This is a genomic window from Bacillus sp. PK6-026 (assembly GCF_054161455.1).
The window spans coordinates 2,159,055-2,185,696 of record NZ_CP096418.1; the positions used below are offsets into that span (position 1 = coordinate 2,159,055).

17 protein-coding genes and 1 pseudogene are annotated in these 26,642 nt (G+C 47.2%); 2 read left to right on the top strand and 16 right to left on the bottom strand.

Annotated features, from left to right (window positions below; translation table 11 throughout):
• Positions 1 to 19: 19 nt before the first annotated feature.
• The 3 genes and pseudogenes from M1D59_RS11005 to M1D59_RS11015 all read right to left on the bottom strand — a co-directional run bounded on the left by M1D59_RS11005 (position 20) and on the right by M1D59_RS11015 (position 11,013).
• The gene (locus M1D59_RS11005; protein WP_458118029.1) at positions 20 to 7,675 is read right to left on the bottom strand and encodes an amino acid adenylation domain-containing protein; all 7,656 of its coding nucleotides are present in this window, start codon (positions 7,673 to 7,675) and stop codon (positions 20 to 22) included.
• A 507-nt stretch (positions 7,676 to 8,182) separates the two neighbouring features.
• A complete protein-coding gene (locus tag M1D59_RS11010; protein ID WP_020451703.1) occupies positions 8,183 to 9,820 on the bottom strand; it encodes an AMP-binding protein in 1,638 nt (545 codons plus the stop codon).
• 31 nt (positions 9,821 to 9,851) lie between these two features.
• Positions 9,852 to 11,013: pseudogene (locus M1D59_RS11015) on the bottom strand (acyl-CoA dehydrogenase family protein).
• Positions 11,014 to 11,243: 230 nt separating this feature from the next.
• On the opposite strand from M1D59_RS11015, the gene M1D59_RS11020 reads away from it, so the two are divergent.
• Entirely contained in the window at positions 11,244 to 11,804 is a 561-nt protein-coding gene (locus tag M1D59_RS11020) for an NAD(P)H-dependent oxidoreductase (RefSeq protein ID WP_458118030.1), read from the top strand.
• A gap of 34 nt (positions 11,805 to 11,838) precedes the next feature.
• Here the strand turns inward: M1D59_RS11020 and M1D59_RS11025 are convergent, their stop codons facing one another.
• From M1D59_RS11025 to M1D59_RS11055, 7 genes are all read right to left on the bottom strand, one after another.
• Entirely contained in the window at positions 11,839 to 12,189 is a 351-nt protein-coding gene (locus tag M1D59_RS11025) for a winged helix-turn-helix transcriptional regulator (RefSeq protein WP_020451706.1), read from the bottom strand.
• A 208-nt stretch (positions 12,190 to 12,397) separates the two neighbouring features.
• The gene (locus M1D59_RS11030) at positions 12,398 to 13,669 is read right to left on the bottom strand and encodes a glutamate-5-semialdehyde dehydrogenase (RefSeq protein WP_458118031.1); all 1,272 of its coding nucleotides are present in this window, start codon (positions 13,667 to 13,669) and stop codon (positions 12,398 to 12,400) included.
• Positions 13,670 to 13,694: 25 nt separating this feature from the next.
• The gene (gene proB, locus M1D59_RS11035) at positions 13,695 to 14,816 is read right to left on the bottom strand and encodes a glutamate 5-kinase (protein WP_020451708.1); all 1,122 of its coding nucleotides are present in this window, start codon (positions 14,814 to 14,816) and stop codon (positions 13,695 to 13,697) included.
• Between the two features lie 38 nt (positions 14,817 to 14,854).
• A complete protein-coding gene (gene proC / locus M1D59_RS11040) occupies positions 14,855 to 15,706 on the bottom strand; it encodes a pyrroline-5-carboxylate reductase (protein WP_075213104.1) in 852 nt (283 codons plus the stop codon).
• A 351-nt stretch (positions 15,707 to 16,057) separates the two neighbouring features.
• Positions 16,058 to 16,735, bottom strand: a complete 678-nt coding sequence (locus M1D59_RS11045; protein ID WP_020451710.1) for a DUF421 domain-containing protein — start codon at positions 16,733 to 16,735, stop codon at positions 16,058 to 16,060.
• Between the two features lie 302 nt (positions 16,736 to 17,037).
• The gene (locus M1D59_RS11050) at positions 17,038 to 18,177 is read right to left on the bottom strand and encodes an inorganic phosphate transporter (protein WP_026579602.1); all 1,140 of its coding nucleotides are present in this window, start codon (positions 18,175 to 18,177) and stop codon (positions 17,038 to 17,040) included.
• Between the two features lie 14 nt (positions 18,178 to 18,191).
• The gene (locus tag M1D59_RS11055; protein ID WP_020451712.1) at positions 18,192 to 18,902 is read right to left on the bottom strand and encodes a phosphoadenylyl-sulfate reductase; all 711 of its coding nucleotides are present in this window, start codon (positions 18,900 to 18,902) and stop codon (positions 18,192 to 18,194) included.
• A gap of 612 nt (positions 18,903 to 19,514) precedes the next feature.
• Here M1D59_RS11055 and M1D59_RS11060 point away from each other — a divergent pair.
• Positions 19,515 to 20,279: a phosphosulfolactate synthase gene (locus M1D59_RS11060; protein WP_020451713.1), complete on the top strand. Its 765-nt coding sequence runs from the start codon at positions 19,515 to 19,517 to the stop codon at positions 20,277 to 20,279.
• A gap of 18 nt (positions 20,280 to 20,297) precedes the next feature.
• On the opposite strand, the gene M1D59_RS11065 is transcribed toward M1D59_RS11060, so the two are convergent.
• From M1D59_RS11065 to M1D59_RS11090, 6 genes are all read right to left on the bottom strand, one after another.
• Positions 20,298 to 20,921 carry a YitT family protein gene (locus M1D59_RS11065; RefSeq protein ID WP_020451714.1) on the bottom strand — a complete coding sequence of 208 codons (624 nt, stop codon included), beginning with the start codon at positions 20,919 to 20,921 and terminating at the stop codon, positions 20,298 to 20,300.
• Positions 20,922 to 21,011: 90 nt separating this feature from the next.
• Entirely contained in the window at positions 21,012 to 22,118 is a 1,107-nt protein-coding gene (locus M1D59_RS11070; protein ID WP_023855743.1) for a mandelate racemase/muconate lactonizing enzyme family protein, read from the bottom strand.
• Between the two features lie 17 nt (positions 22,119 to 22,135).
• Positions 22,136 to 23,377, bottom strand: a complete 1,242-nt coding sequence (locus tag M1D59_RS11075) for an MFS transporter (protein ID WP_020451716.1) — start codon at positions 23,375 to 23,377, stop codon at positions 22,136 to 22,138.
• A gap of 65 nt (positions 23,378 to 23,442) precedes the next feature.
• Positions 23,443 to 24,450, bottom strand: a complete 1,008-nt coding sequence (locus M1D59_RS11080) for a glycosyltransferase family 2 protein (protein ID WP_020451717.1) — start codon at positions 24,448 to 24,450, stop codon at positions 23,443 to 23,445.
• Between the two features lie 22 nt (positions 24,451 to 24,472).
• Positions 24,473 to 26,173 (bottom strand): DUF6044 family protein, encoded by a 1,701-nt coding sequence (locus M1D59_RS11085; protein WP_243456961.1) that lies wholly within the window; start codon positions 26,171 to 26,173, stop codon positions 24,473 to 24,475.
• A gap of 139 nt (positions 26,174 to 26,312) precedes the next feature.
• Positions 26,313 to 26,513 (bottom strand): hypothetical protein, encoded by a 201-nt coding sequence (locus M1D59_RS11090; protein ID WP_020451719.1) that lies wholly within the window; start codon positions 26,511 to 26,513, stop codon positions 26,313 to 26,315.
• Between the last annotated feature and the right edge of the window lie 129 nt (positions 26,514 to 26,642).

Here is a 26,642-nt window from a genome sequence, read left to right on the forward strand (position 1 = left end):
ACACACCTTTCCGGCGAAATTAAAGTTCTTTTACGAGATTGGCAATACTTTCGAATGAAGCGGAAGTCAATTGTTTATTGCTGAAATCGCTCAATGTTTTTTCTCGTTTTTTCTTGGCGGAACAATGCTCAATGACCTCACAAAGGCGGTCATAGAAGCCATCCATAAATGTTTCAATCGTACGCCTGGAAAAGACGTCGGTATAGACAGTTTGAATATCAAGCCGCTGATTGACGACCATTGCATTAATGTCCAAATCAAATTCTCTCGGCCGCTCTTCTGCAATGTTGTGGCGCTGCTGATAAGGAGACATCCGCATCATTCCTTCGAGACCGTCGAACTGTCCGAGATAGTTAAAGCAGATTTCAGGTTCACGGTGCTGAATACGTTGGGACGATTGCAAAAGCCCGTATCCGGTTCCTTGGTTCGGCACGCGTCTCATCATGTCTTTCACGTTTTTTATACGGCAAGCGGTTTTTTCGCTTGAATTGTCCGGTGCACTCATGTCCAGAAGAACCGGATAAATCGAGGTGAACCATCCTACAGTTCTGGAAATATCAATGTCCGGAACATGTCCTTCCCTGCCATGTCCCTCAACACTGACAAGGAAATGCTCATGTTTCGTCCAATCGGCAAGCGCCATTCCCAAGGCCGCCAGCATCAGTTCATTCACCTCTGTGCCGTATGCCTGTTTTGTCTGAAACAGCAGCTGGTTTGTCAGTTTCACGCTTAACATGCGCGAAGCGATGAGTGCCGTTTTTTGCAGCCTGTCCGCATTCCTATGACCGTCTTTTGGTAATGCGGTCGTTTCAAAAGATATTGCATGCTCCCAATATGCCGCTTCCTCAAGCAGTTCGTTGCTTGTTGACAATGGATGCAGCCTGTTTGCATATGTTACGTAAGAATCGCTTTTCTGCGGCAATTTAATTTTTCTGTCTGCTAAAGCTTGCTGATAAGCTGTTTGTAAATCTTCAAGCAAAATTCTCCATGACACACCATCCACAATCAGATGATGAATGGCGATCAGCAGATGGTCTGCATCCCGCAATCTGAACAATCCAATGTGACAAAGGAGTCCTTCGTCCAAACGCATTGCCCGCTGTATTCGTTTTTCCTCCGCTTCTATGCGTTCGGCAATCTGCGTCTCATCGGCGAGGTCTATGGTCTTAAAGCTGAATCCATCCTCATCCGTTTGACTGATTCCGCGATTATATTGAAGGATGCGTCCGTTATCGTCTTTTTTAAACATCATCCGCAAGGCGTCATGATGCTTGATTAAAGCGGATACGGCCCGGCGCAGTGCAGTCTCGTCCAATCTTTTTTCACTTGTGAGCATGACAGCTTGATTGTAATGATGTTCAAAGGCGCCAGGATAGGCAAAAAACCTTTGCTGTACAGGTGTTAGACTGGCATTCCCTTCAACAGGTCCCTGATCGGCAATTGATACGGTCGGAGTCAGGTGACTCGCCAGTTCTTCTATGGTCGGAAATTGAAATAAATCCCGAATCGTCATATCCCATCCTTCAGCGGCAAGACGAGCCGACACTTGCAGCGCTTTTATGGAGTCTCCCCCCAGCTGAAAGAAAGAGTCGGTGATGCCGGCTTGCCGTACATGGAGAACATCCTCCCAAATCCGGCATAGCAATGCTTGTTTTTCATTTTGCGGGGCATGGTAAGTTTCCAGTGGCTGAACATGTGCAGCAGGCAAAGCGTCTTTATTCAATTTGCCGTTAAATGTAAGCGGCATTTTCTCTAAACCGACAAAATGAGCTGGAATCATGTAAGCCGGAAGCCTTTTTGCCAAATCTAAACGCAAATCGATGATGTCTGCTTCTTTAGGAACGACGTATGCCGCCAAATAGGTTTTTTCTTCAATATCTTTTTGAATGGCGACTGCCGCTTCTTTGACATGCTCGTTCTTCAAAAGCGCATTTTCTATTTCTTCGAGCTCAATTCTGTAGCCCTTTATTTTGACTTGTTGATCAAGACGCCCATAAAGACGGAGGGTGCCGTCGGGAAGCCAGCAGGCCTGATCTCCGGTTTGATACAGCGGCCGACCTTGCGCTAATGGATCGCTGAATTTGGCTTTTGTCAATTCAGCTTTTTGCCAATAACCTTTGGCCACGCCTTCTCCCCCAATAAAAAGTTCTCCCGGGACGCCGATGGGCTGAACTTGTTTGTTCTTGTTGAGAACATACATTTGTACATTTGGGAGCGGAATGCCGATCGGTACAAAATCGTGATAGCGCTCTTTACTCATCGTGATTTCATAATAGCTTGAATCAATGGTCGCCTCTGTTACACCGTAGCTGTTGATGATCCGCATCTCTTTTCCGAATCGTTCATTTAATGTGTAAAAATCCTGTGCACTGACAATATCTGAGCCCAGAATCAGCACCTTTAGGCTCGGTAATCGATATTTCCGCCGGTAAACATATTCCATAAAGGGAACAATCAGGGCTGGTGTCGATTCCATTAATGTAATCTGCTGTTGATTCATCAGCTTACATAACAGTTCGGGCTCAATTCGGACATCATCCGGGCAAATCACAAGCGTTCCCCCGTCTAAGAATGCCCGGGCTATGTCTCCTGAAAAGACATCAAACGAGAAACTGGCCATTTGCAGCACTCTCACCGGTGTGCGGTCAAGCTCATAGATGCTTCGCCAAGCAAGCGCTGCATGTGTGAAATTGCGATGTCTGACTTCAACTCCTTTTGGCGCTCCTGTTGTTCCCGAAGTATAGATGACATAGGCAGTATCTTTTGGAGTTGCTGTTGAAACCATATTTTCCTCGTGCAGGCCATTATGTTCATGGTCAAGCTGGATGCAAGGCATACTGCCATCTGTCAAAAGTGAAGCGATATCTATATATTCAGCCTGGGCCAGTAGCGCAGATGCTTCGCTGTCTTTTAATAAAAACCGAATTCTTTCTTCTGGATAATGGGAATCTATCGGGATATACGCTCCTCCCGCTTTCAGCACGGCCAAAACACCTATGATGGCTTCAATCGAACGATTGGCCAAAATCGCAACTCGTTTTCCAGGACCGATTCCGGCTGTTTGAAGCGTCCGCGCCAGTCGATTGGCGCGACCATTCAATTGGTGATAGCTGATCTGTTTCGAGCCCTCAATGACTGCGATTTTCTGAGGATTATTCGCTGTTGTTTCTTCAAACAGTTCGTGAAACACTGCTGTTCGTTCTGGAAGTTGAAGGTGTTTGTGATTAAATTCAACAAGAATTTGGTATTGATCTTCATCGTTCAGAAGATTGAAGCGTGCAAGATCTGTCTCGGGCTGATGGGCGATATGGCGCAAAAGTACAAGCAAATGTTTCATCCAGCGCTCGATGGTTGTTTTTAAGAAAAGATCGGTGCTGAATTCCATGTCGAGACGGATATTCCCGTTAGATTCGCAAGCGGTCAATGTAAGGTCAAAAATAGATACTTGATGGGCAAATGTTTGAACGCGATTGACTTGAAGGCCGGCTAATTGCATATCGTGCTGTTCCATGTTTTGCAAAATAAACATGGCGTCAAACAACGGATTGCGGCTCATATCACGGACGACATCAAGCCTGTCGACAAGCTCCTCAAACGGATAATCCTGATGTTCAAATGCCTCAAGCGCCGTTTCGCGGACCTCTCTTAAGAAATTGCTGAAACATTTGTTTTCTGCCGGATGCGTTCTGATCGCCAATGTGTTGACAAACATGCCGATGACAGGTTCTAAGTCTTTGTGCGGCCTTCCGGCGATCGGCGAACCGATGATGATATCCTCCTGTCCGCTGAGCCGGGCAAGAAGCGTGCTATACGCGGCGAGAAGAACCATATACAGGGTGCAGCCGTTGTCGCGGGCGATCTTGTATAGGCCGGATGAAGTGTCCGCATCAAGTGAAAAGGACACATGATCTCCGGCAAAGCTTCGCACCGCCGGGCGGGCGTTGTCGGCCGGAAGCTCAAGCACCGGCAGCTCTCCGTCGAGCTGCTTCAGCCAATAGGCTTCCTGTCTGTTGTACGCCTCCCCTTGTTTGAATGCCTGTTGCCAGACGGCGTAGTCTTTATATTGAATCCGCAGCGGGGCAAGCATCCGGCTGGCGTACAGCTCGCTGAATTCGCGGATTAAGGTGCCGACAGACACCCCGTCGGAAATGATGTGATGCATGTCCACCAACAACAGATGACTCTCCTCTGCTTCCTTCACAAGAGCGGCGCGGAAAAGCGGCGCTTCTTGAAGCCGGAACGGACGGACAAAGTCTTCAGCCGCCGCCAACTCCATCAGCTGAAACGGGACATCATCATGGATGCGCTGGACAGGCTCGCCGTCTGCCCCGGTTTCAAACGACGTCCTGAGCGATTCGTGGCGGCGGATCAGCTGCCTGAATACTTCATCAAGCCGCGCGCGGTCGAGCGGTCCTGTCAGCTTAAGCGCCGCCGGCATATTGTAGCCGACACCGCCGTCTTCCAGCTGCTGAAGGACATACATCCGCTTTTGCGCCGAGGACACCGGGTAGGTGTCCTGTATTTCCGCCGGTTCAATCGCCGCATATGGGCTCTCATCCAATTCCTGAATCACGGCGGCGAGCTCTTCCAGTGTCGGCTTGGCAAAGATCTCCTTCAGCGGCACTTGCACGCCAAAGGCTTTGGCAATGCGGGAGACAAGCGCTGTCGCTTTCAGCGAGTGGCCGCCTTGTTCGAAAAAGTGGTCGCGAGTGCCGGCAGGGCCGTATTTCAGCACCTCTTCCCAAAGCTTGGCGAGCTTCATTTCCGTGATGGTTCGCGGCGCGGTGTAAGCGCGTCGTTCAGCCGCTCCGTCGGGAGCGGGCAGCGCCTTGCGGTCAAGCTTTCCGCTCGGAGTGACAGGCCAGTCACGCATCTCGATGAATGATGAAGGCATCATATAGGCCGGCAGGCGTTTGCCTAGTTCTGTCCTTGCGGTCTTTTGATCCTGACCTTCAATATAGGCGTAAAGCTCGGTTTCCTCCCCTTCTGTCCGGGCGACAACCGCCGCTTCCCGCACGCCGTCGATCTGGCGAAGCGCCGCTTCGACTTCTCCCGGTTCGATTCGGTAGCCGCGGATTTTCACTTGGCCGTCCATGCGGCCCAGCCATTCAACGGTTCCATCCGGGAGCCATCTCGCCAGATCGCCCGTTTGATACATGCGTTCCCCTCGATAAAACGGGTCATCGAGAAACCGTTCTTCTGTCAGCTCCGGACGGTTCAAATAGCCCCTTGCGACACCCGCGCCTGCGATATACAGTTCTCCGGCCACCCCTATGGGCTGGACAGCTTTCTCACTGTCTAAAATATAAAGACGGGCTCCCGGTACAGGTTTTCCGATCGGAAGCCGCATCCGTTCCCTGTCTTTTTCATGGTCGTACCGAAAAAATGCGGCATCCACCGTAGCTTCTGTCGGCCCGTAGCCGTGAATGACCGCAGTCTCCGGCAAAGACCGGGCAAATCGGGCGGCTGTCTGGGGAGCGAGCGCTTCACCTCCGGCGAATACGTGTTTCAAGGTTTTCGCAAGGCTTGTCCTTTTCTCCTCTGTTTCCATCTCGACCTGGTCTAAAAAGCTGTTGGCCATCGCCGGGATAAAATGCGTCGTCGTCACTCCTTCGTTTGTGAAGGCTTCTGTCATTAAAGCGGGATCCTTCTCCCAGCCCTGCGGAAGCAAATACATGGAGGCGCCGGGAATCATCCACCAAAACAACTGCCAGATCGAAGCATCAAATGAAAACGATGACTTGAGCACAATGACATCATCTTCAGTTAATGGGAACTGGCGCTGCATCCCGGACAAAAAGGCGGCAGCCTGTCGGTGCTCAACCGCGACGCCCTTCGGTGTCCCGGTTGAACCGGATGTATAGATGACATAGGCGAGTGAGCCGCCATCCGTATGAGCGCAAACCGGTTCGTTCTCCGCTGGTTCCGTTCGAAGTGATGACAGATTGACTTCAAGCGTTTCCCCGGAAAATCCGGAGACGGACAAACCCGGCCCTGTGACGAGAAGCCGGGCGCCACTGTCAGCGAGCATATATCTGAGCCGTTCTTCAGGATAGTCTGGATCAAGCGGCACGTAAGCGCCGCCGGCTTTCAAAACAGCCAGCACCGCGATCACCATCTCCGGTGAACGGTCGGCGAGCACGCCGACCACACTTTCTTTGGCGACGCCTTTTTTCTTCAACCGGACAGCAAGTTGATTGGTATACTGATCAAGCTCTCGGTACGTTAAGATACCGCCGGAAAAACGAACCGCCGGCAAGTTCGGCGACAGCGCCGCGCGGCGGGTGAAAAAACCATACAGCGTCGGCGCCAAAGGTTTGACGGAATCTGTTTGGTTAAAAGCAGACAAAATCCGTTCCTTTTCGTTGGACTCTACCATATCGATGTTTTTAATCGGCTGGTCCGGCTTCTCAAGTGCCTTCTCCAAAACGGTTAAAAGATGGGATTGAATCCGTTTGATGTCATGATCAGTAAACATAGCGGTTTGATAATCAAAATTTAACTGTATGATACCGGTATCAAGGCGCTCTTTAATTGAAACAGACAGCTGATTTGCAGTGCGCCCGCTGAAATACATGGCCGTTTCATATTCAAAGCCATCTGCTTGTTGCCATTGAAGCGGCTGATACTGTATGGAAGTGACAATTAAATTTTGCAGATCACCATGCTGATGCCTTAATTCGTTCATCAGCAGATTGTAGGGATATTTTTGATGACGCATGACTGAAAGCTGTTCTTTCCCGATGCTTGTGACAAATGAAAGAACATCACAATCCGGATCGACTTCCATTCTGATTGGCAGTGTGCTCACAAACATACCGAGCATGTCTTTTTCCAGCCTGGAGGCGCGGTTACCGTAATAGGTCCCAATCACAATATCCTTGCTGGATGTCATTCTGCTGATGCATATGTAAAACGAAGCCATAAACAGAGAAAGAATGCTGATTTGATGCTTTTCGCAAAAGTGTCGGATTGATTCTGCCAAGGGATGTGAAAGAGTCAGGGTTTCTCTTAAAGCGGCGGTGCTTTGTTGTTGAGGCAAGGCTTTTTCTGTTAGTGGGAAATGTTCTGGAATGGTGTGGTAGGTGTTTGTCCAAAATAAGCGGTCTTTTTCAAACCGGGAAGATTGCAAGTATTGCTTCTCTTTTTCGATATAGGTGAGATAGGAAGGTTCATGATGTTGAGGTAAGGGTTCATTCCGAATCATTTTTTGATACATCTCTATCAGTTGATTGCCTAGCAGATTAAGAGAAATACCGTCCATTATGATATGGTGGAATTTTGCATAGAGCCAAACTTCTTCGCTCGAAATCGCCAGCAGGGTGAATTGATAAAGCGGTGAATGAAACAGCTTAAACGGAATCGAAGTCTGATCGTCAATCCACTTATTCCGTTCGGACTTGCCGGCCTTTGTCAAATCAATGGTCTCTATGGAAAGCGGGCGATGTTCAGCGAGATAAAGATCAGGCTCTTCCCCTTTCCCTTCTGTCAGCTGAAAATGAAGTGAATCATGCCGGGAAACTGAAAAATCCAAAGCCCGCCGCAGCACATCAAGGTCAATAGCGCCCCTGAATTTGACACAGGCTGCAAGATTGCAGATACTTGTACCCGGATCGAGCAGCTCGGTAAACCATACTCTCCTTTGAGCATGGGTCAAAGTGTAGGTTGTGTTCAATGGAACCCCTCCATTTCAAATATAAGAGAATAAAAAAGTAAAATAATTACAGGTTATATGACAATATATGGCTAAATCATACGTATGAGAATCATTGTAATACAAATTCGATAAAATACAACAATGTTTACAATAAATTCAATAATTTTTTAGAAAATGGTTATTTTATCTCATCTGCAAAATTCTTGTCTTTACTGCTCATAACATAAGAAAAGCTCTAAAGCGGAGAAAATATCACGATGTTTATACCATTTTATTCAAAAAACAGAGCTGGAATTCCACGCACTCCGAGCAGAAATGGAAATAAATTGTCATCATTTATTCGTAAAAAATATCATCTCACGTGTTTTTGAAAAACCTCATAAAAAAACTGTACCTTAACCAATTAAGATACAGTTTTGCTTCACTTTCAAAAGCTTTAGGCTACACGGTATCCGTTTACATGTGCGGATGATCCGTTTAACAAAAGAGTCCCTCATTTTAGTTCGTCGCACTTGCAAGAGAAAATTACAATTGAAAATGTTCAAGCGCTTGCTCCCTTAATTTAAATTTCTGCACTTTTCCCGATGCCGTCATCGGGAACTCTTCGACAAATGCGATATAGCGCGGAATCTTATAACGGGCGATTTTACCTTTGCAGTATTCTTTTAATTCGTCAGCTGTCATGGATGCTCCGCTTTTCAGTTTGATCCAGGCCGATATCTCTTCACCGAATGTTTCGTCAGGCACACCGACAATTTGGACGTCGAGAATGTTGGGATGCTTGTATAAAAACTCTTCTATTTCCCGCGGGTATATGTTTTCTCCGCCTCGGATGATCATGTCTTTTAATCTCCCGGTAATCCGGCAGTAGCCTTCTTCATCCATTACGGCTAAATCACCTGTATGCAAAAATCCGTCCTCATCAATCACCGCTGCCGTGTCCTCAGAATTTTTGTAATAGCCTTTCATGACATGGTAGCCGCGTGTGCACAGCTCGCCTTGAACGCCTCTTGCAACCTCCTGATTTGTGCCCGGTTCAGTTATTTTGACTTCAACATTCGGCAAGGCGCGCCCTACGGTTTCGACCCTTCTTTTGAGCGAATCGTTGACCCTCGTCTGGGTAATGACCGGTGATGCTTCTGTCTGTCCGTATGCAATCGTTATTTCAGACATCCCCATGTTATTGATCACTTTTTTCATAACTTCAATCGGACAGTTTGAACCGGCCATGATACCCGTTCTTAAAGAAGACAAGTCATATGATGCAAAATCTTGATCATTCAGTTCGGCAATGAACATGGTCGGTACACCGTGCAGCGCCGTGCATTTTTCCGTTTCGACAGCGGAAAGCACTTCTTTTGGATTGAATTCTTGCACCGGCACCATCGTCGCACCGGCGGTGACGCAAGCGAGAGTTCCCAGCACGCATCCAAAGCAGTGAAAAAAGGGTACGGGGATGCACATTCTGTCTTTTCTCGATAAATTCATGCATTCCGCAATATTTGCCGCGTTGTTTGCCAAATTGGAATGAGTGAGCATCACGCCTTTTGGAAAGCCTGTCGTACCTGATGTATATTGCATATTGATGACATCATGCTCTTTGAGTCGTTCCATCCTGTGATCAAGCGCTTTTTCGCTTACCGAACCGGAGAGCTTTAATATGTCATCCCAAAGGTACATGCCGGGATGCCTTTTATCTCCCATCAAAATAATATTTTTTAAGAAAGGCAGTCTTTCAGATGCGAGCTTACCCGGTTCCGACTCCTTCAATTCAGGAATCAGTTTGTAAAGGATATCAATGTAAGAAGTGCCCCGGTATGATTCCATTAAAATGAGTGTTGTGGCATCTGACTGTTTCAGCACATATTCAAGCTCTGATAATTGATAGTTCGTGTTGACTGTGACAAGCACCGCGCCCGTTTTTGCCGAGGCAAACTGGGCGGTGAGCCATTCCGGAGTATTGGAAGCCCAAATTGCGACATGTTCACCTTTTTCAATACCGAGCGCCACCAGTCCTTTTGCGACTTTTCTGCACAACTGGTCAAATTGCCGGTACGTATAACGGAGACGGCGATCCGGATAGACGACAGCCTCGTGATCAGGTGCGTTTGCCGCGGTTTTCTCCAACAATTTTCCGATAGTCAAATGGAGCAGCTCTGCCAACGTTGTCCCTCCCTTCTCCCGGAAAGCGTTTTCATTTTGCCGCTTGTTTGCCTATGCCGAGCTGCCTTGCGATGACGAGCCGTTGAATTTCTGAAGTTCCTTCACCGATTTCCATTAATTTGGCATCCCGCAGCATCCGCTCGACTCCGTACTCTTTCATATACCCGTATCCTCCGTGTATTTGAATGGACTGATTACATGTCCTGAACGCCATCTCTGAGGCATAAAGCTTGGCGAAAGCCGCTTCCTTTGTAAACGGCCGGCCTTGATCTTTCAGCCAGGCGGCCTTCAGCACCATATTGCGGGCAAGCTCAATTTCCATGGCCATGTCGGCAAGCTTGAACTGAATCGCCTGGAAATAGGAGATGGGCCGGCCGAATTGTTTTCGTTCGTGTGCGTATGCAAGCGCGGCCTCAAAAGCGCCTTGAGCGATACCGACGGCCAGCGCGGCGATCGAAATTCTGCCCCCGTCAAGTGTATTGAGAAACTGTTTAAACCCTTTTTCCGGGCTTCCCAACAGATTTTGTTTTGGAACGCGGACATTGTCCAAGATGAGCTGCGATGTATTGGAGCCGCGGACACCCATTTTGTCATATTCGCTATTAATGGTGAAGCCTTCCGAATCTGTCGGAACGATGATGGCGGAGATGATGTTTTTTTCCGTTGTCATCTTTTCCGGTGACGGCGGTGACGATGACGGTCCGGGCATATCCGGCATTGGTGATCCAGCATTTCTCCCCGCTGATCACATAGCTGTCCCCTTCCGAGCGGGCTTTTGTCCGGGTGCCGCCCGCATCTGATCCTGCATTCGGTTCGGTCAGCCCGAACGCTCCGAGCGCCCGGCCCGTCGCAAGCGGCACGAGATATTCTTGTTTTTGTTCTTCGGTGCCGAAATAATAAACCGGTGCAGCCCCGAGCGATACAGCCGCAGCATAGCTTAGACCGGTGCTCCCGCACGCTTTGCCGATTTCTTCGACGCTAAGCGCATAGGAAATCGTATCCCCGCCTGACCCGCCGTAGCATTCCGGAAACGGAATTCCCAAGAGGCCGAGCTCCCCCATTTTTTTAAATGTCTCAACCGGAAATTCTCCCGTCCTGTCAACATGTTCGGCATGCGGTGCAATTTCCTGTTTCGCAAAATCTCTGGCGAGTTCGCGAACCATTTGCTGTTCTCTGGTTAGTTCAAAATTCATAAAGTGACCCCCTTTTTGGATCGTCAAATTCCTTAGGCAGCAGAGCTTTGTAACATTATATTAAAAAAGTGCATTTTTCATGCCAGAGGATTTTGGACAGGCAAAATCGGACCGTTTGATGACAACTGATACTTACCTTTACGTAAGTACCTGAACCAAAAGTGCATACTTACAAATTCGCAGTGTGAACTTTATAATCAAGATGAAAACATGCCGAAGGAGGAAAATTTTTGAAAACACTGATTATCGTTGCACATCCAAGTTTAGAAACATCAGTTATCAATAAGCGCTGGGTAGAGGAGCTCAAAAAATATCCGGAAAAGTATACGGTTCACGAATTGTCCGACGTATATCCGGATGGAAACATTGACGCGGAAAAAGAACAAAAATTGGTGGAAGCGCACGGCAATCTTGTTTTTCAATTCCCTATCTATTGGTTTAACTGTCCGCCTCTTCTTAAAAAATGGCTTGATGATGTATTGGCTTACGGATGGGCTTATGGTTCAAATGGAGGTGATCGATTAAAAAATCGTAAAGTGGCATTAGGTGTATCCGCCGGAATTAAAGAAGAAGATTATGGTGAAAACGGAAGGTACCGCTATACGCTTGAACAAATATTAGTTCCATTTGAAACGACATTCCGATATTGTCATGCAGACTATCGTTCATTTTTTGGGTTTTACGGCAAGGAAAATGAGCCCGGCGGAAATGAGGAAGAAGCGACCGGGCCGGGAGCGGGAGAATTGGAGAAAAGCGCCCGGGATTATTTGCGTTTTATTGACAATCTTTAAGTTTTGCGGAAATCATTCCGGTTGAAACAGGCTGTCAGCCCAGCCTGTTTTTCTCTCCCCACTCACACATCATATTGAACAAAGGTAAGAGAGAACGTCCGCGTTCAGATAATGAATACTCCACCTTTGGGGGAATTTGGGGAAATTCCTTACGTATAATAAGGCCGTCTGCCTCCAGCTCTTTTAACATGATGCTCAGCGTTTTGAAGGAAATGGTGCCGATGCTTCGCTTCAGCTCATTATGCCGCATCACTTCGCGTTCAGACAGCCAATATAGAATGATTATTTTATATTTGCCGCTTATCAATGACAACGTATATCCAAAACCGGTGTTTTTAAGATCCACACCGGTCGGAACGCAGGTTTTTCCGGTTGGGGGTTGCATAACGTACACTCTCCTTCTGAATCCTATATCATAGATCATTATGTAATTTGATTGAAAGGATGTAAAGGAAGGAGTTTAAAGGACGCTTAAAGAAAAACCACTGCGCCGTATGTTTTCCGTGATACGGCGGATGCAGCCGTAAGAAAAAACTGCACCTCAAGATTGTCAGGTGACAATTGAGGTGCAGTTTCAATGCAAGCTTTTTTATTTATCCTCTGATATGGCCGTCGCCTCTCATGATATATTTGCATGTGGTCAATTCTTTCAGACCCATAGGTCCGCGGGCGTGAAGCTTCTGTGTAGAAATCCCGATTTCCGCGCCGAAGCCGAGTGCGCCGCCGTCGGTGAACCGGGTTGAGGCATTGTGATACAGTGCTGCCGCATCAACGGTATTCAGAAAAGCCTTGGCTGTTTTCGGATTTTCGGTGATAATCGCTTCTGAATGCTTTGTTCCGTATGTTTCGATATGATCGCAGGCTTCTTCAAGACTTGCTGCGACTTTAACCGCGAGATCAAGGCTTAAATATTCGTTCTGCCAATCGGCTTCCCCCGCTGGTATCGCGCCTGGAATCCATTGAACCGCCTTTTCGTCCCCGTGAACTTGAATACCGTGTTCGTTTAAAGCATTGATAAGCGCTGCACTGTTTTCCTCAAGCCATTTTTCGTGAACGATCAGCGTTTCAAGCGCATTGCAGACGGCGGGGCGGTCTGTTTTCGCATTGATCATGACATTGATTGCTTTTTCAGGGTCTGCTTCCCGGTCGATATAGATGTGACAGTTGCCGACTCCCGTCTCAAGAACGGGAACGGTTGCGTTCTCAACGACTTCCTGAATGAGGGCACCGCCTCCCCGGGGGATGAGTACATCGATATGCTCTTTCATCTTGAAGAGCTGCTTCGTGGCGCTTCGGTCCGTGCTTTCGATAAATTGAACAGCATCGCGGGGAATGTCTGTCGTTTCCAGCGCTTGGTGCATGACCGATACGATCGCTGTATTCGAATGAATGGCGGAAGAGCCGCCTTTCAAAACGATCGCATTGCCCGATTTTAGAGCGAGCCCGGTCGCATCGACAGTCACATTCGGACGCGCTTCATAGATCATGCCGATGACGCCGAGAGGAACGCTGACTTTTTCCGCCTTTAGCCCGTTGTCGAGCGTCCAGCTTGATAGCGTTTCTCCGACCGGATCATCCAGTTCCGCGACTTCCAGCAGTCCATCGGCAAAATCCAGTACCCTGTCTTCATTGAGCGACAGGCGGTCGATGTAGGCTGCATCATAGCCTTTTTTTCGTCCCGCTTCAATATCTTTGGCATTTTCAGTGAGAATATAGCTCATGTTTTGTTTCAGGTGTTCGGCCAGTGTAGCAAGCGCCTCGTTCTTGTCTTTTTCAGTTGTCAGCCGCAAAGATTTTGCAGCTGTTTTTGCCTTTATCGCTTTTTCTTCGATTTGTGCCCTGATGTTCTCGCTTGTCGCCGTCATGTCAATTCCTCCTTTGATTTGTTTTTTAAAGCGGAACGGATAGCTCTAAATGACAGACAAACGCTTCTCTGTCAACGACAGCCTGTGAGGAAGCGGCTGTTTCCTGATTCGTATCCTTCTTCCATTTACGAAGCTGGGATGAGGAAAAGTTGACGACGCCGAGGCCGATTTCCTCTCCTTCCTGATCAAGGATTCGAACGACGGAACCGTTGCTGAAACGGCCGTTAATTTCGTAAATACTAGAAGGATACAGGCTTTTTTTACGGTCGATAATAAACTCTTTGCTTTCGTTGTGGACGATGATGTCTCCTTCAGGTCCAGAGTTAAATGCTATCCATTGCTTTTTATGGTTGAGTGTGTGTGAATCGTCATTCGGAATAAAATACGTTCCCCTCGCAGTCCCGCTGATTGCTTCTTGCAACAGACCGGAGGTGTCTGCACGCCCTAAAAATCCTTTGATGCCTGAAGCCATTGTAATTTTAAAAGCGTCCAGTTTCGACTTCATGCCGCCTGTTCCGACTTCGCTTCCGGCATCCCCTGCTGAAGCTTCTATCTCCGGCGTGATTTCATTTACTTCCCGGACGAGTGCGGCGTCCGGCGTTTTTCGCGGATTCGCGTCATAAAGGCCGTCTATATCAGAGAGGATGGTCAGCAGGTTAGCGTCGATCAGACCCGCCACTTTAGCAGAAAGCGTATCATTGTCTCCGAATTTGAGCCGGTTGACGGTAACTGTGTCATTTTCGTTGATGATCGGAATAATGCCGCGTTTCAACAGAACATTCATCGTATTTCTCACATTGTTGTACCGTTTTTCATCTGAAAAATCGCTTTTTGTGATTAATATTTGTGAAGCGATATAGCCATGGGATAAAAAGAGCTTGGAATACGCTTCGATTAGTAAGCCCTGGCCGACAGATGCGGATGCTTGTTTTTCAGGCAATGTATCCGGCCTGTTAATGAAGCCAAGTTTCCGGTATCCGGCCGCCACAGCGCCAGATGAAACGAGGAGGACTTCGTGCCCTTCATCTTTGAGGCGGACGATCTGCTCAACGAGCTTTTCGAGCTTTTTGCTGCTGATTTCGCCGTGAAGACTTGTTAAAGAACTGCTTCCCACTTTGACAACTACCCTCTGTTGATTAGAGGTCATTTTATCACTCCTGTAGTATTTTTCTTCGTTACGGGTGCTTACTTTGCTGCGACTAATTGTTCAAGTTCGAGACTGATGGTTTTGGATCGTTTTGCGGCTTGTTTGACCGCCTGTTCGATCGCTTCGCCTCCGCCGCTTTCCTCCAAGGCCTTTAAACCGGCGGCAGTCGTACCGTTAGGGGAAGTGATGTTGTCTTTGAGAACAGCTGTATCTTCAGGGCTTTCCAACAGCATTTTGGCGGCGCCTAACAATGTCTGCGCGCCGATTTCCCTCGTTAGTTTTTGGCTTAATCCAGCCTCGGCTCCCGCTTTTTCGATGTGCTCCATTAAATAATAAAAGTAAGCAGGCCCGCTGCCGGCAATGCCGGTGAAAATGTCCATTTTGCTTTCTTCGATGGAATAGACTTCTCCCATGCATTGAAGCAGTTGTTTCGCGGTTTTTGACAGATCGGCTGTTACATGGCTGCCTTCGGCCATGGCGGTTGCAGATGCGCCGATTGCACTTGAGGTGTTAGGCATGATTCGGATGACAGGCTGCATGCCGTGCAGCTCGTTTTCAATAAATGAAATTGATATGCCAGCTAAAACTGACACGATAAGCTGATGGGGTTGAATATGCGGTTTCATGGAAATAAGAGCACTCTCTGCATCTTTCGGCTTCATCGCCAAGATGAAGCAATCGATGTTCTGATAGTCAAGTTCTTCTTTTCTGACGCCTCGTATTCCATATTTCTGCTGGAGTTCTTCTAAACGCCGGTGGTTCGTGTGGTTTGTAACATAGATTTGCGAAGCAGGCAGTTTTTTGGATTGAACGATGCCTGAGATCATTCCCTCTGCCATTGATCCTGCCCCTATAAAAGCTACGTTTTTTTGATTAAAGATCTTTAACATCTCCCTTTGTTCGCATTTCTGTTCGTATTTTTTCGAACACGGTTAGTATATTAACACTTTAGATATTTATGTCAAGTTTGCGTGTTTTGATTGGACGGCGCAGGTCATGTGAAAAATGGAGATTTTTGAAGAAAAAAGGAAAAGAAAAAGAGGCTGAAAGCAGATTTTTCAGCTTCAATTGCACCTTTTGTCGTTTGTCTTTCCTCCATTTGAAGGCCGTTTGAATGATTTAACGGAATTTTTTAGAGATTGACAGCCTTTCGGACCGGTAAAAAAGTACGATCCTTTAGCCGTGTGAGCGCAAATAGAAAAGCGCGGGCTCGAAGCTTGTCGAACCCGCGCTTGCCAATATCAATAGGTTGTAACGTAAAGCTGCCCCTCATCGCCGCGCCATTCCGCATAAAGCACCTCTTGATACTGTGTAATACCTTGACTTGATAATTGATTTTGCAGCCAAAGCTCGTCAAAGCCGGCTTCATGCAGATTGTTCTTTTCGAGCTCGCCGTCGAGGATTAACGGCACCGGGAGCTGAACCGGTTTGTAAGGGATGTTTAAGTCTTCTTTTGTCGGCATCCCGTATTTGTGTTTTGGCAGGACGCTAAGCGAACCGTCTGTTTCAAGGATGGCATATTGAATCTCGTTTAAGGAAAAACAGCCTTTTTCACGTGCCAATGTCTGCAGCTGGTTCAGGTCCAATTTATTTTTTTTGAGGGCATTATAATCGATTTTTCCTTTATTGATCACAATACTTGGCCTGCCCTCGAGAAAACCTCTGATGTTTTGCACTTTTTGTGATAAAACTTCTATTGAATAGATTAGAATGGCCCAAACGAGGATGGCGAAAAGGACTTTCCAGATGGTGACATCCTGATCGAAAATCGCGTTTCCAACCATTTCCCCCAATATTAAAGCGGAAATAAAATCAAACGGCGTAATTTGGGCAAATTGGGTTTTCCCCAGAATTTTCGTCATCAGAAATAAAGCTGCAAACCCTATCGTCAGTTCGACTACCAAGTGTACATATTCCATCAAGGTTCCCTCCCGAATCTCTCTCTTCATTGTTAACAATCGGGATGTAGTTTAAACCAGAGGAATACTTTTCCTGAGAAAAAGGGCCATCTGCTGCGCCGCGCCTTCTGCCAATCCATTGGTATTCTTCAAAAAATAGCGGCGTCGTGCCAACCTCTTCTTCGATCATACGGCTGAGAAGTGCCGTTCCGCTCATGACTTCTCACGATCAGGCAATGAAACAGATAAAGCTGCACGAGCGCCTTTTTTAAATCCGGCTGATTCCGGGCCTTAGTCCCAATCATCCAAAACAGGCGGGCCGGTTAACTAAAGTCCCTCCATGCGGCAGGTTCTCTTTTACGCCCTCTTCCTCCAACGATCGACTTTACATGATCCCTGTTTCTTCGGACATCTGATTGTTTCTGCCTGGCATGTTTCATAAGGCTTACAGATCCAAGAGTGGCAAGAAAAACACATAAAACAACTGCAACTGAATATAAATCAAAATCGAGAAAGATTTTCACGAGACTATACGAAATGACAAGTGAAAAAACCGGTGAAACAACCCATACTTTCATTAACTTCAAAATAACGCTTTTACGAAAAATTGCCCTTCCCTTTTCAGAAAGGCCAATCCCAATGATGCTGCAAGTCGTAATCTGGGTTTGCGGCACGGGAATGCCAAATAGCGAAGCGCCGATGACTAGGGACGCACCGAGTCCGGAAACACATGACCCTTGCAAAAGCGAAAACTCGGTGATTTTTTTCCCATTCGTCTCAATGACTCTGCTTCCAAGGCAAATGGCTCCGATAGCCACGAACAGTCCCCCAAGAAGCGTTCCGCTGCTGACTGACAAGAGGCCTGCTCCAACGAGAGGTCCGACGGAATTCGCGACATTGTTCATTCCCGCCGAAAAGGCTTCTAAAAACCCGGTTAAAATCACTAGTGCGGTGAGCAGCCGCGCCCATTTTTGCTGTTTAAGCCACCGCAGCCTCTTCTCGGCTTTTTTCAGCAATTGTCCAATGAAAAAAGCGAGAAAAAAAGCGGCAATCGGAATGATCAGCCAATACATGACGATCACCAACAGCTTATCGGTAAATACCGCTTGAAATGCGACGCCGACCCCGACAATCGAGCCGACCGTCACCTCGCTGGTTGAAAGGGGAATCCCCGCGATGTTTGCAATAAACAGCGAAATCGCAGATGCTCCGAGGATAATCACGACAATATGCACATTGAGAATAGACGTGGGGATAATGCCTGAACCGATTGTTTTCACAACCTCTCCTCCGCCTATCATGGCGCCCAAAAATACACCGATTCCGCTGATCCACAAGGCCGCCTGCCTTTTCCGGACGGCACCTGCGCCATACGCTATTCCCATTGAAGCTGCTGCTCCGCTCGCTCCTATGTTCATGGCAAAAAACAAAGCGATAATGAATGCCAAAATGGTAATCGTCATCTTTTACCCAGCTCCTACCGGAATTGATGCAGCCCGCATTCTGTTTTTTCCTGACGGGCCCACCTTCCCGCTCTTAAATTGCCGCCGTCTGCCACGGGAGACGTACACACCTCACAGCCGATGCTCGGATAATCTTGATCATGAAGCTTGTGATACGTCAGCTGATTCAGCTTAATGTAAGTCCAGACATCTTCCCATGTCCAGTGAATAAGGGGGCAGATTTTAATCAGTTTAAAATTGTCGTCCTTGTTGATATAACGGACATGTTTCCGTGTTTCCGACTGCTCCCGCCTCAGCCCGGTCATCCATGCCTCCATACCTGACAGATGCTCTCTGAGCGGCTCGATCTTGCGAAGGCGGCAGCAATGGTCCGGATGGCGTTTCCAAAGTTCGCTGCCATAGCGTTTTTCCTGTTCTTCAAGCGAGAGGCCGGGTTTTAAAAAGCGAATCGACAGACCGGGATAGCGATCTTTCACTTCATTGATAAGTTCATATGTTTCCGGAAAATGCAGTCCTGTATCTAAAAACACGATGTCCGCTTCTTTCACAACTTTTGAAATCAAGTCGATCAAAACGATTCCTTCCGCGCCGAAACTGCAGGCATAAACAATTTTTTGATACGTGCTGTACGCCCATTTCAAAACGTCCATCTCGCCGCTGAAGGTATCCATCACCTCTTCAGAAGCTTTTTCATTCCATGTGTGATACGTTAAAACATCGTTCATCGATTTTCCCCCAATACGTCCTAAAGGTTAGTTTTCTTACCCCCTGATACGAAACATGAACTGAAAGAACATATAGGCAGATTATTCACTTTTTAAACTAAATGTGATCTGGAAATTGTTATGATTTCAGCAATTTTGTGAATATCTGAAAGACCCGGCGCGCCAAATTGAAATAAACCGATTCCTATCAGTCAATCATTACATCTGTCTTGCGGCATTAAAATAAAAACTGGCGGTGAGAGATCCGGATTTGATATACTGATATATTTTCTAAGATTAAGTAAGGGCTTCGCGTATCTGTCGCGGGCCTTCTTTTTACGTCAGTTTTCATTGTGAAGAACTAGTGAGGAACCATATGAAAGGACGGCGAATATACTTACTTTGACTTCACAAAATGGATAGATACCTAGTTGAGAAGCAAGTCAGGAGGATGAGAGGCTAACATGCTGCCTAATGGGAGGTGGACGAAGATCACTCCTTGCCGAACGGCAACACATGAATGGGAGAAACGATAAACGGGAAAAGGTTAATTCTTATTGTGACAGCTGAATAATGGCCGACAGACATTTACCTAAAAGTATGAAAGATACAGCAGATTGTGAGGGGTAATCAATGATTTCATCTGAACTGATACTGCCCGACAGGCAGCTTAAACCAAGATTAAAAGGGATCACCATCCTGATTGATAACGGGGTTCCCTTGAACTTTTTTAAAGATACGATTCACGGAGCGGCAGATTATATAGATTTTGTGAAATTTGGATGGGGAACATCTTTAATTACGAAATATTTGGTTGAGAAAATCGATTGTCTGAAGCAAAATGACGTTCAATTCTTTTTTGGCGGAACGTTGTTTGAGAAGTTTTTAAGCCAGGATAAAATTGAAGATTACTATCGCTACTGCAAATTATATGGATGTCGTTATGTGGAAATATCAAACGGAACGGTCCGTCTCTCTAATAAAGATAAAGCAAGCTTTATTTCCGATTTTTCGAAAGAGTTTCACGTGTTCAGCGAAGTCGGCAGCAAAGACAGCGCCCTCAGCAGTGAGCTCGAGTCAGCCGAATGGATCGATTACATCCTCGAAGATCTTGAAGCCGGAGCCGAGAAAGTGATCACGGAAACGAGGGAAAGCGGCACGAGCGGGCTGTGCAAAAGCGATGGAGAAATGCGGTCCCAGCTTATTGAGGAGATCCTTCATTCCGGCATCGCTTCAAGGGATTTAATTTTTGAAGCGCCGACGAAACAGCTGCAGACGTGTTTCATTGAAAAAATCGGTCCTGACGCCAATTTGGCGAATATACCGTTTCAGGATGCCATTCCGCTTGAAACGCTGAGACTGGGACTTCGATCAGATACATTTTATTTATATGATTAGGGTCGTTTGAAAAGCGGCCTATTTTTTATTGCGGAAACTGGCGATAGGCATCAATAACGGACGGAAGCGAATCTGATAAATCGCATCGATGATCCTCGTAGAAATCCACTGGCAGATTAGTGCTTGGATAACGATTCCCCAGGCGATGACAGACGCCGTCAAAAGGAAGATGAATGCGTTCATCATAAACAGTGCAGTTCCCGGTTTTCCGCCGCGGTAAATCGATATCATTAAAGCCAGGGCGCCAAAACCGCCGTTAGAAATATTGTATTTATATAGCAGTCCAACCCCCGTCCCCAAAAGGACGGATCCGTAAAATAAATCCAGCCAGATATTGTTCGTCGTCATGAGGGGCATGCAGGATTCGAAGATCTGCACCGAAACGGACGTCATGGTAATCGCCCCCATCGTTCCGAAGACCGTTACGGGTTCAAGCCATTTAACGGCCGTTAAAAGCAGCGAAAAGTTGACAGCCCAGACGGTTAATCCGTGCGGAACCTGAAACCAAAAATTGAGCAAAACAGCGATGCCGGCTGCGCCCCCTGAAGGAATATGGTTCGGAAACAAAAACAGCGCCATGCCGAGACCCTGTAACACGCTGCCCAGCACGATAGCATGTACGATTTTGAGCTTTCTTCCCATACGGATATAATCCCCTTTAAAGAAACTTGTCCTCTTCCTACTATATGTAAGGGGAAATGAAAAATATCACATTTTTTCGAGTTGGCGCTTTCACATGTAAGACGAGCCGTCCCATCCATACGCTTCTACGAGCTCTGTATCGATTTCGATTTTGTCCGGGACTTGAATGTATCCGTCTTTTATGCTGACGGGCACGAGTTTTGTGAACGGATTCTCCATGGCATCCCATTCGAGCGGTTCGATATCTTCTCCGTCCATTTTGCTCCAAGGCGGCAGACAGGCTTGTCCGAAAACGGCGTACATTCTTGAAAGTCCGCCGTCATAGCTGTGGGGAGAAACCCTTTTTCCGAAATGCCTGGCGAGCTTCAGAACGGTTTGAAAATCGTCTGTGCCGTCACAGTGCATAACATCGGGTTGAGCAATATCGACTGCGTTCTCCAGAAAAATCGGCAAAAACGGTTTTGCGCCTTTTACATTTTCTCCTCCGGCAACCGGAACAGAAAGCGCTGAACGCAGCATCCGGTATTCAGCGGGAACGTCAAACGGCATGGGCTCTTCAAACCAAAGCACGTTGCCCCAGGCGGAAAACCACGTTTCCCACTTCCGTGCGGCGGCCTGGTCATAACTCTGGTTGGCATCGAGTATCAGTCCGGTGTTTTGGCCTGTCATCTCCTGGAACGCCTGAATATGCGCCAAGTCTTCGGAAAACAACTTGCCTCCCGCTTTCAGCTTGACGGTTTTAAATCCGGACCGCACGGCCTTTTCGACGAGCCGGAGGGAATGGCGGCTCCAATCGGGCCTGTCTGAATATGATTGAAATGAGGCATAGACCGGGATCTGCTCCCTCAGTTTTCCTCCCCATAATTCACATACCGAAAGGCCTGCTTTTTTCGCCGTAATGTCCGTTAAAGCCATGCTAACGGCAGCTGCGGCCCGCTGATGCCACTTTTTGATGACGGTGACAAGCTCCGTGCGATTGCCCGCTTCTTTTCCAATTAAGTAAGGAATGATCCGTTTTTTAAAGCCCGCATCCAAAGCAGGCAGCCAATCCGCACATTCTCCCCATCCCGACAGGCCTGAAGCTGTCGTGATCCGAATCAGGTAGCACGTTCTGTAGCTTTTCAATCCGTTCGCATCGCCGTAAGGGGAGGAAAGCCTGTGGAACAGCGGAAATGTGTCAACCTTTTCAATGCGCATATTTTTTCTCTTCCCTCCTATCTTGCGTCAGCAGGCTGCAGCCCCTTCTCCCCTTTTTTGGTGTCTTCCTTTTTGACATGAATCATCGTCAGCACCAACACACCGACGACTAATGTCAGGCCCGCAATCGACATAAACATGCCGAGTTTCGACCATTCCATCAGCCTCCCGAAAATCGGCGGACCGATCGCGACTCCTAAAAATCTGACCGATCCGTACAGCGATGTCACAAAGCCGCGCCTCTCTTTTCCGACAGCCCCGGTTATGAAGCTGTTGACACACGGCAGAACAAAGCCTGTACCGATGCTGCTGATGACAAGGATCGAAATAAAAGGAATGAGCGCGGAGAAAAAAGACAGTGTGCCGTAGGAAACCGTAATCAGAGCGAGCCCGATAACCATCATTTTTTTCATCAGCTGCTGATTTTGTCCGATTTTGCTGCCCGTAATATATGATGTTGTACACATGACAAGCAGAGGGATCGCCAAGATCAGACCTTTCTTTACGCCGTCTGTATGAAATTCTTTTTCCAAAACATCAGATAAGTAAAAGAGGATGCCAAACAGAGTAAACAAACAGACGGCCCCTGCGAGATATGCGGTGAAAAGCCATCTGCCCTCATGTTTAAAAACGCTTGTCAGCCCTTTCACATATTTTCCGAGAGGCGGCGGATCTTTTTTCTTGTCTTTTTCTTTGATAAAAATCCAAGTCAAAATGATCGGTGCAATACAGAAAGCAGGAAATGCAAAAAACACCCAAAACCAAGCGATCAATGCTATCAATGATCCTAAAATCGGAGACAGCACTTTTCCGAAGCCGTTCGAGGCTTCAACGAGACCGAGCACCCGGCTTTCTTCAGATCCTTTAAAAAGGTCTCCTGTCAGCGCCATTGCGATCGGCGCTGTACCGGCTGCTCCAAGCCCCTGCAGTCCTCTCCCGAAAAGCACCCACGGGAAAGCGTTCGCAAAGGTCGTCGATGCAAATCCTGCAAGAATCCCGCCGGCCCCGTAAAGGAACAGGCACGGAATAATCACCACTTTCCTTGAGAAGCGGTCCGCCAAGTAACCCAGCAGCGGAATAAAGAGCGCTGCAGTAATCGAAAACACGGTAATGACAAGGCTGACTTGAAATTGCGATAAATTGAGTTCAGATTTCATCTTCGGCAAAATCGGAATCAGCATCGAATTTCCCAACGTCATAATCAATGGGATCGACCCGATCGCGACAACCGTCATGCCAGAGGTTTGTTTTTCTGTCATAAATTTGTACATCCTTCCTTATTCAAAATGAACTGTAAAAGTTAAGTAATCCGTTTGATCCGTCATCAACTGAACTTCGTTTCCGGCCGTTTTTCAGGTTCGCGCCGGCCGAGCCGTTCCGTATATAAATCGATATCCACCGCATACCTCGGCCTTCTTTTCACTTCGGTGAAAATCGTTCCGATATATTCGCCGATAATGCCGATCCCCATCAATTGCAAACCGCCCAAAAACCATATCGAAATGATCAACGAAGCCCAGCCAGCATTCGTGTAGCCGAGCAGCTTTTGAATCATTGCATATAAACCTGCGATACAGCTTAGGAAAAATAAGAAGAAGCCAATCAGGGTAAAAAAACGGATCGGAGCGACACTGAATGACGTAATCCCGTGAAAAGCGAAAGACAGCATTTTTTTCAGCGGATATTTCGTTTCTCCAGCCAGCCGCTCTTTTCGGTCATAGAACACTTTGGCCGACCGGAGGCCGATCAGGGGCACCAGACCGCGCAGAAAAACATTTGCTTCTGCATAGCGGCTGAGCTCTTCAAGCGCCCGTTTATTCAAAAGCCGAAAATCGGCATGGTTATCGACCAGCTGGATGCCGAGCTTATTCATGATCCGGTAGAACCATGCGGCTGTTGTTCGTTTAAACCATGTATCCGTTTTCCGGCTGCGGCGTACGCCGTAGACGATTTCATAGCCTTCATGATATTTTTCGATAAACCGGCGAATTGCCGAAATGTCATCCTGAAGGTCGGCATCGATTGAAATAACGCAATCCGATTTTTGCTTCGCTTTATCTAGTCCGGCTAAGAGAGCTTTTTGATGTCCCGAATTACGGGCCAGCTTCAAGCCTGTCACATAGCGGTTTTTTGTGCTTTCCATAGCAATCAGCGGCCATGTGCGGTCCGTCGATCCGTCATCGACAAATAAAAGCTTGCTCTCTGCAGAGATCAGCTTGTCTGCTGTGAGATCATCCAATACCGCAGTCAGCTGTTTTGCGGTTTCGGCAAACACGTCCTCTTCGTTATAGCAGGGTATGACGATTGTCAGCAAAGGCTGTTGAAGATTCAATTTGCTTCCTCCTTATCGATGCTTATTTCGCTTCATATACATAGATGTTCCAAGCGGACTGCGGGTGGCTGAACCGCTTTAAAAACGCCAGCTTGTTTTGTTTTGCATTCATAATCGGAACCGAAGAAAAAATATATCGCCCCCCCATTTTTTTGAACGCTTCAGTGTTCAATTCGAGGTTCGTGATTTTTTTCTTCGTGCTCTTTTTGAACGCGTAATGTTTTCCGAGCTCGTCAACAAACAAGTAGCAGCGGCTCCCCCACTCATCGAAATAGCGTTTCAGGACCGGATTTTTATCAAGCTCTTTGGCGATGATTTTCCGGAATTGATACTTGTACTTCAGCGGATAAATATTGGCATACGTATCAAGTGTGTAAAAACCGTTATACTGCGCAATCGCGGGATGCAGGCCGATGCTCGCCACCCGGTAGGAATCGGGAGACCGGCCGATGAACCGTTTGATCTGTTTGAACTGATCTGATGCATAAAATTCCCGAAAGGTCGGGGCATGGTGGTATGCGCCGTAAGTCAGCTCTTCATGAAACGGTATAAGCACGAGCAGCTGGGCGACCAGCGCGGCATGGACGAAGCGCCGCCATCTCTTCCCCATTTTCCACAATATGTAGCATGCAACTGCAAAGCTTGCGTATATCACAAGAGGGCGCAAAAAGTGAAAACGCGCGAAATTGAATGCCGAAAGCAGACTGATCTTTTCCTTGGGAAGCGCCCACAGCTTGTTGAACCAGAGGGCATACCATAAAGAAAGCGCATAATTTAAAATGAATAAAAAGATGAACAGCTTTTCTTCTCTTGGCCGCTTTTTTCGTTGTCTCGCAACGACGAGCCCAAAAGTGAGCACAATCAAAGGCAGGATCACCGCCGTATGGACGGTCATGACATGATTGTGGCCGAGCACGAAATTTTTAAATGACAGCCGAAACGAATGAAGGATGTCGTGCCTGGATGAAATAAATTCAACCCGATGCATCGTTTCGCCTGAAGCGAAAACCGAATAAACAAGCCGGTATTCTATCGCCAGAAAAATGCCCGTCATGAGAGCGATGCTTCCGAGAAAGCGAAGGTTAAAGCTGCGCTTTGAAACCAAATCATAAAGCCAAATCAGTGAAACGGCTGCTAGGAAAAAGAAGAAACCGAGCACAAAGCTTGAGTAAAGCGGCAAAAGCGCAAGGGTCGCCCATTCTTTCCATGAGTCTCTTCCTGCCCTGATGTTTAAAAAAGCCCATAAAGCTAAAGGATGGCCAAGCGTGCTGAGCATTCCCGAAGGCCAAAAGGGTGTCAGGGCAAAAGCAAGTGATACCGCGATTCTGATGAAATACGCTTTTTCATCGCGAATCAAATGGCTTTTCAGCAGCAGGTACATCCCGACAAAGGCAAACACCCTCGTGATCGTTTGGCTTATAGCGTATGCGGTCATCGAGGGAAACAAGGCATGAAGCCAGACAATGCCGCTCCATTCCGTTCCGTAAGCATCCCGCGGCAGTCCGTTGATGATTTGCGGAATAACGGCTTTAACACCGCCGAGCAGTTGACCGCTTTCCGCCAGCACCTTATACCATGCAATGTTGGAATCCAGGTTGTCATGCACGCGGATATGAGCGTCTTCATTTAATATGTAAAGCGGAAGGACATAGAGAAGAATGACACTGAATGCGAAAATTAAATATCGCTTTTCCTTGCTGGTCTTTTTGACGAATAACGACACGAATACCACATCCAATTTTGTTCTCTTTTGAAAATATAGAGCTTTTATCATATCGCTGTTATTATTCGTGGAAGCGTTTTGAAAAATTCATCAAAATGAAAAAAGCTGTCTGTTTCACCAGACAGCTTCGCTTTACCCATTACCAAGGGTACGGGTAGTAAGGGTAGTATGGATAAAAAGGAAAGAACGGATAGAAGAATGGATACGGATAAAACGGCGGTCTCGGTCTAGGGCGCGGTCTTGGCCGCGGATAGGGGTAGCCGCCGTAGCCGCCATAAGTAAAAGGCTGCTGTCTATCCGCATCCGTCCAGTCATCTTGATATTGATAAGTTTCTTCCACTGTTATAGCCTCCTTTATTGCGTTGCATACTTTAGGTTATGTTATATACCATTAAATGGAGTACGTACACAATTTTTTTATCATTGCCTTTGTATAAATTCGAACAAATAACGATATGGCAAGTCGAAT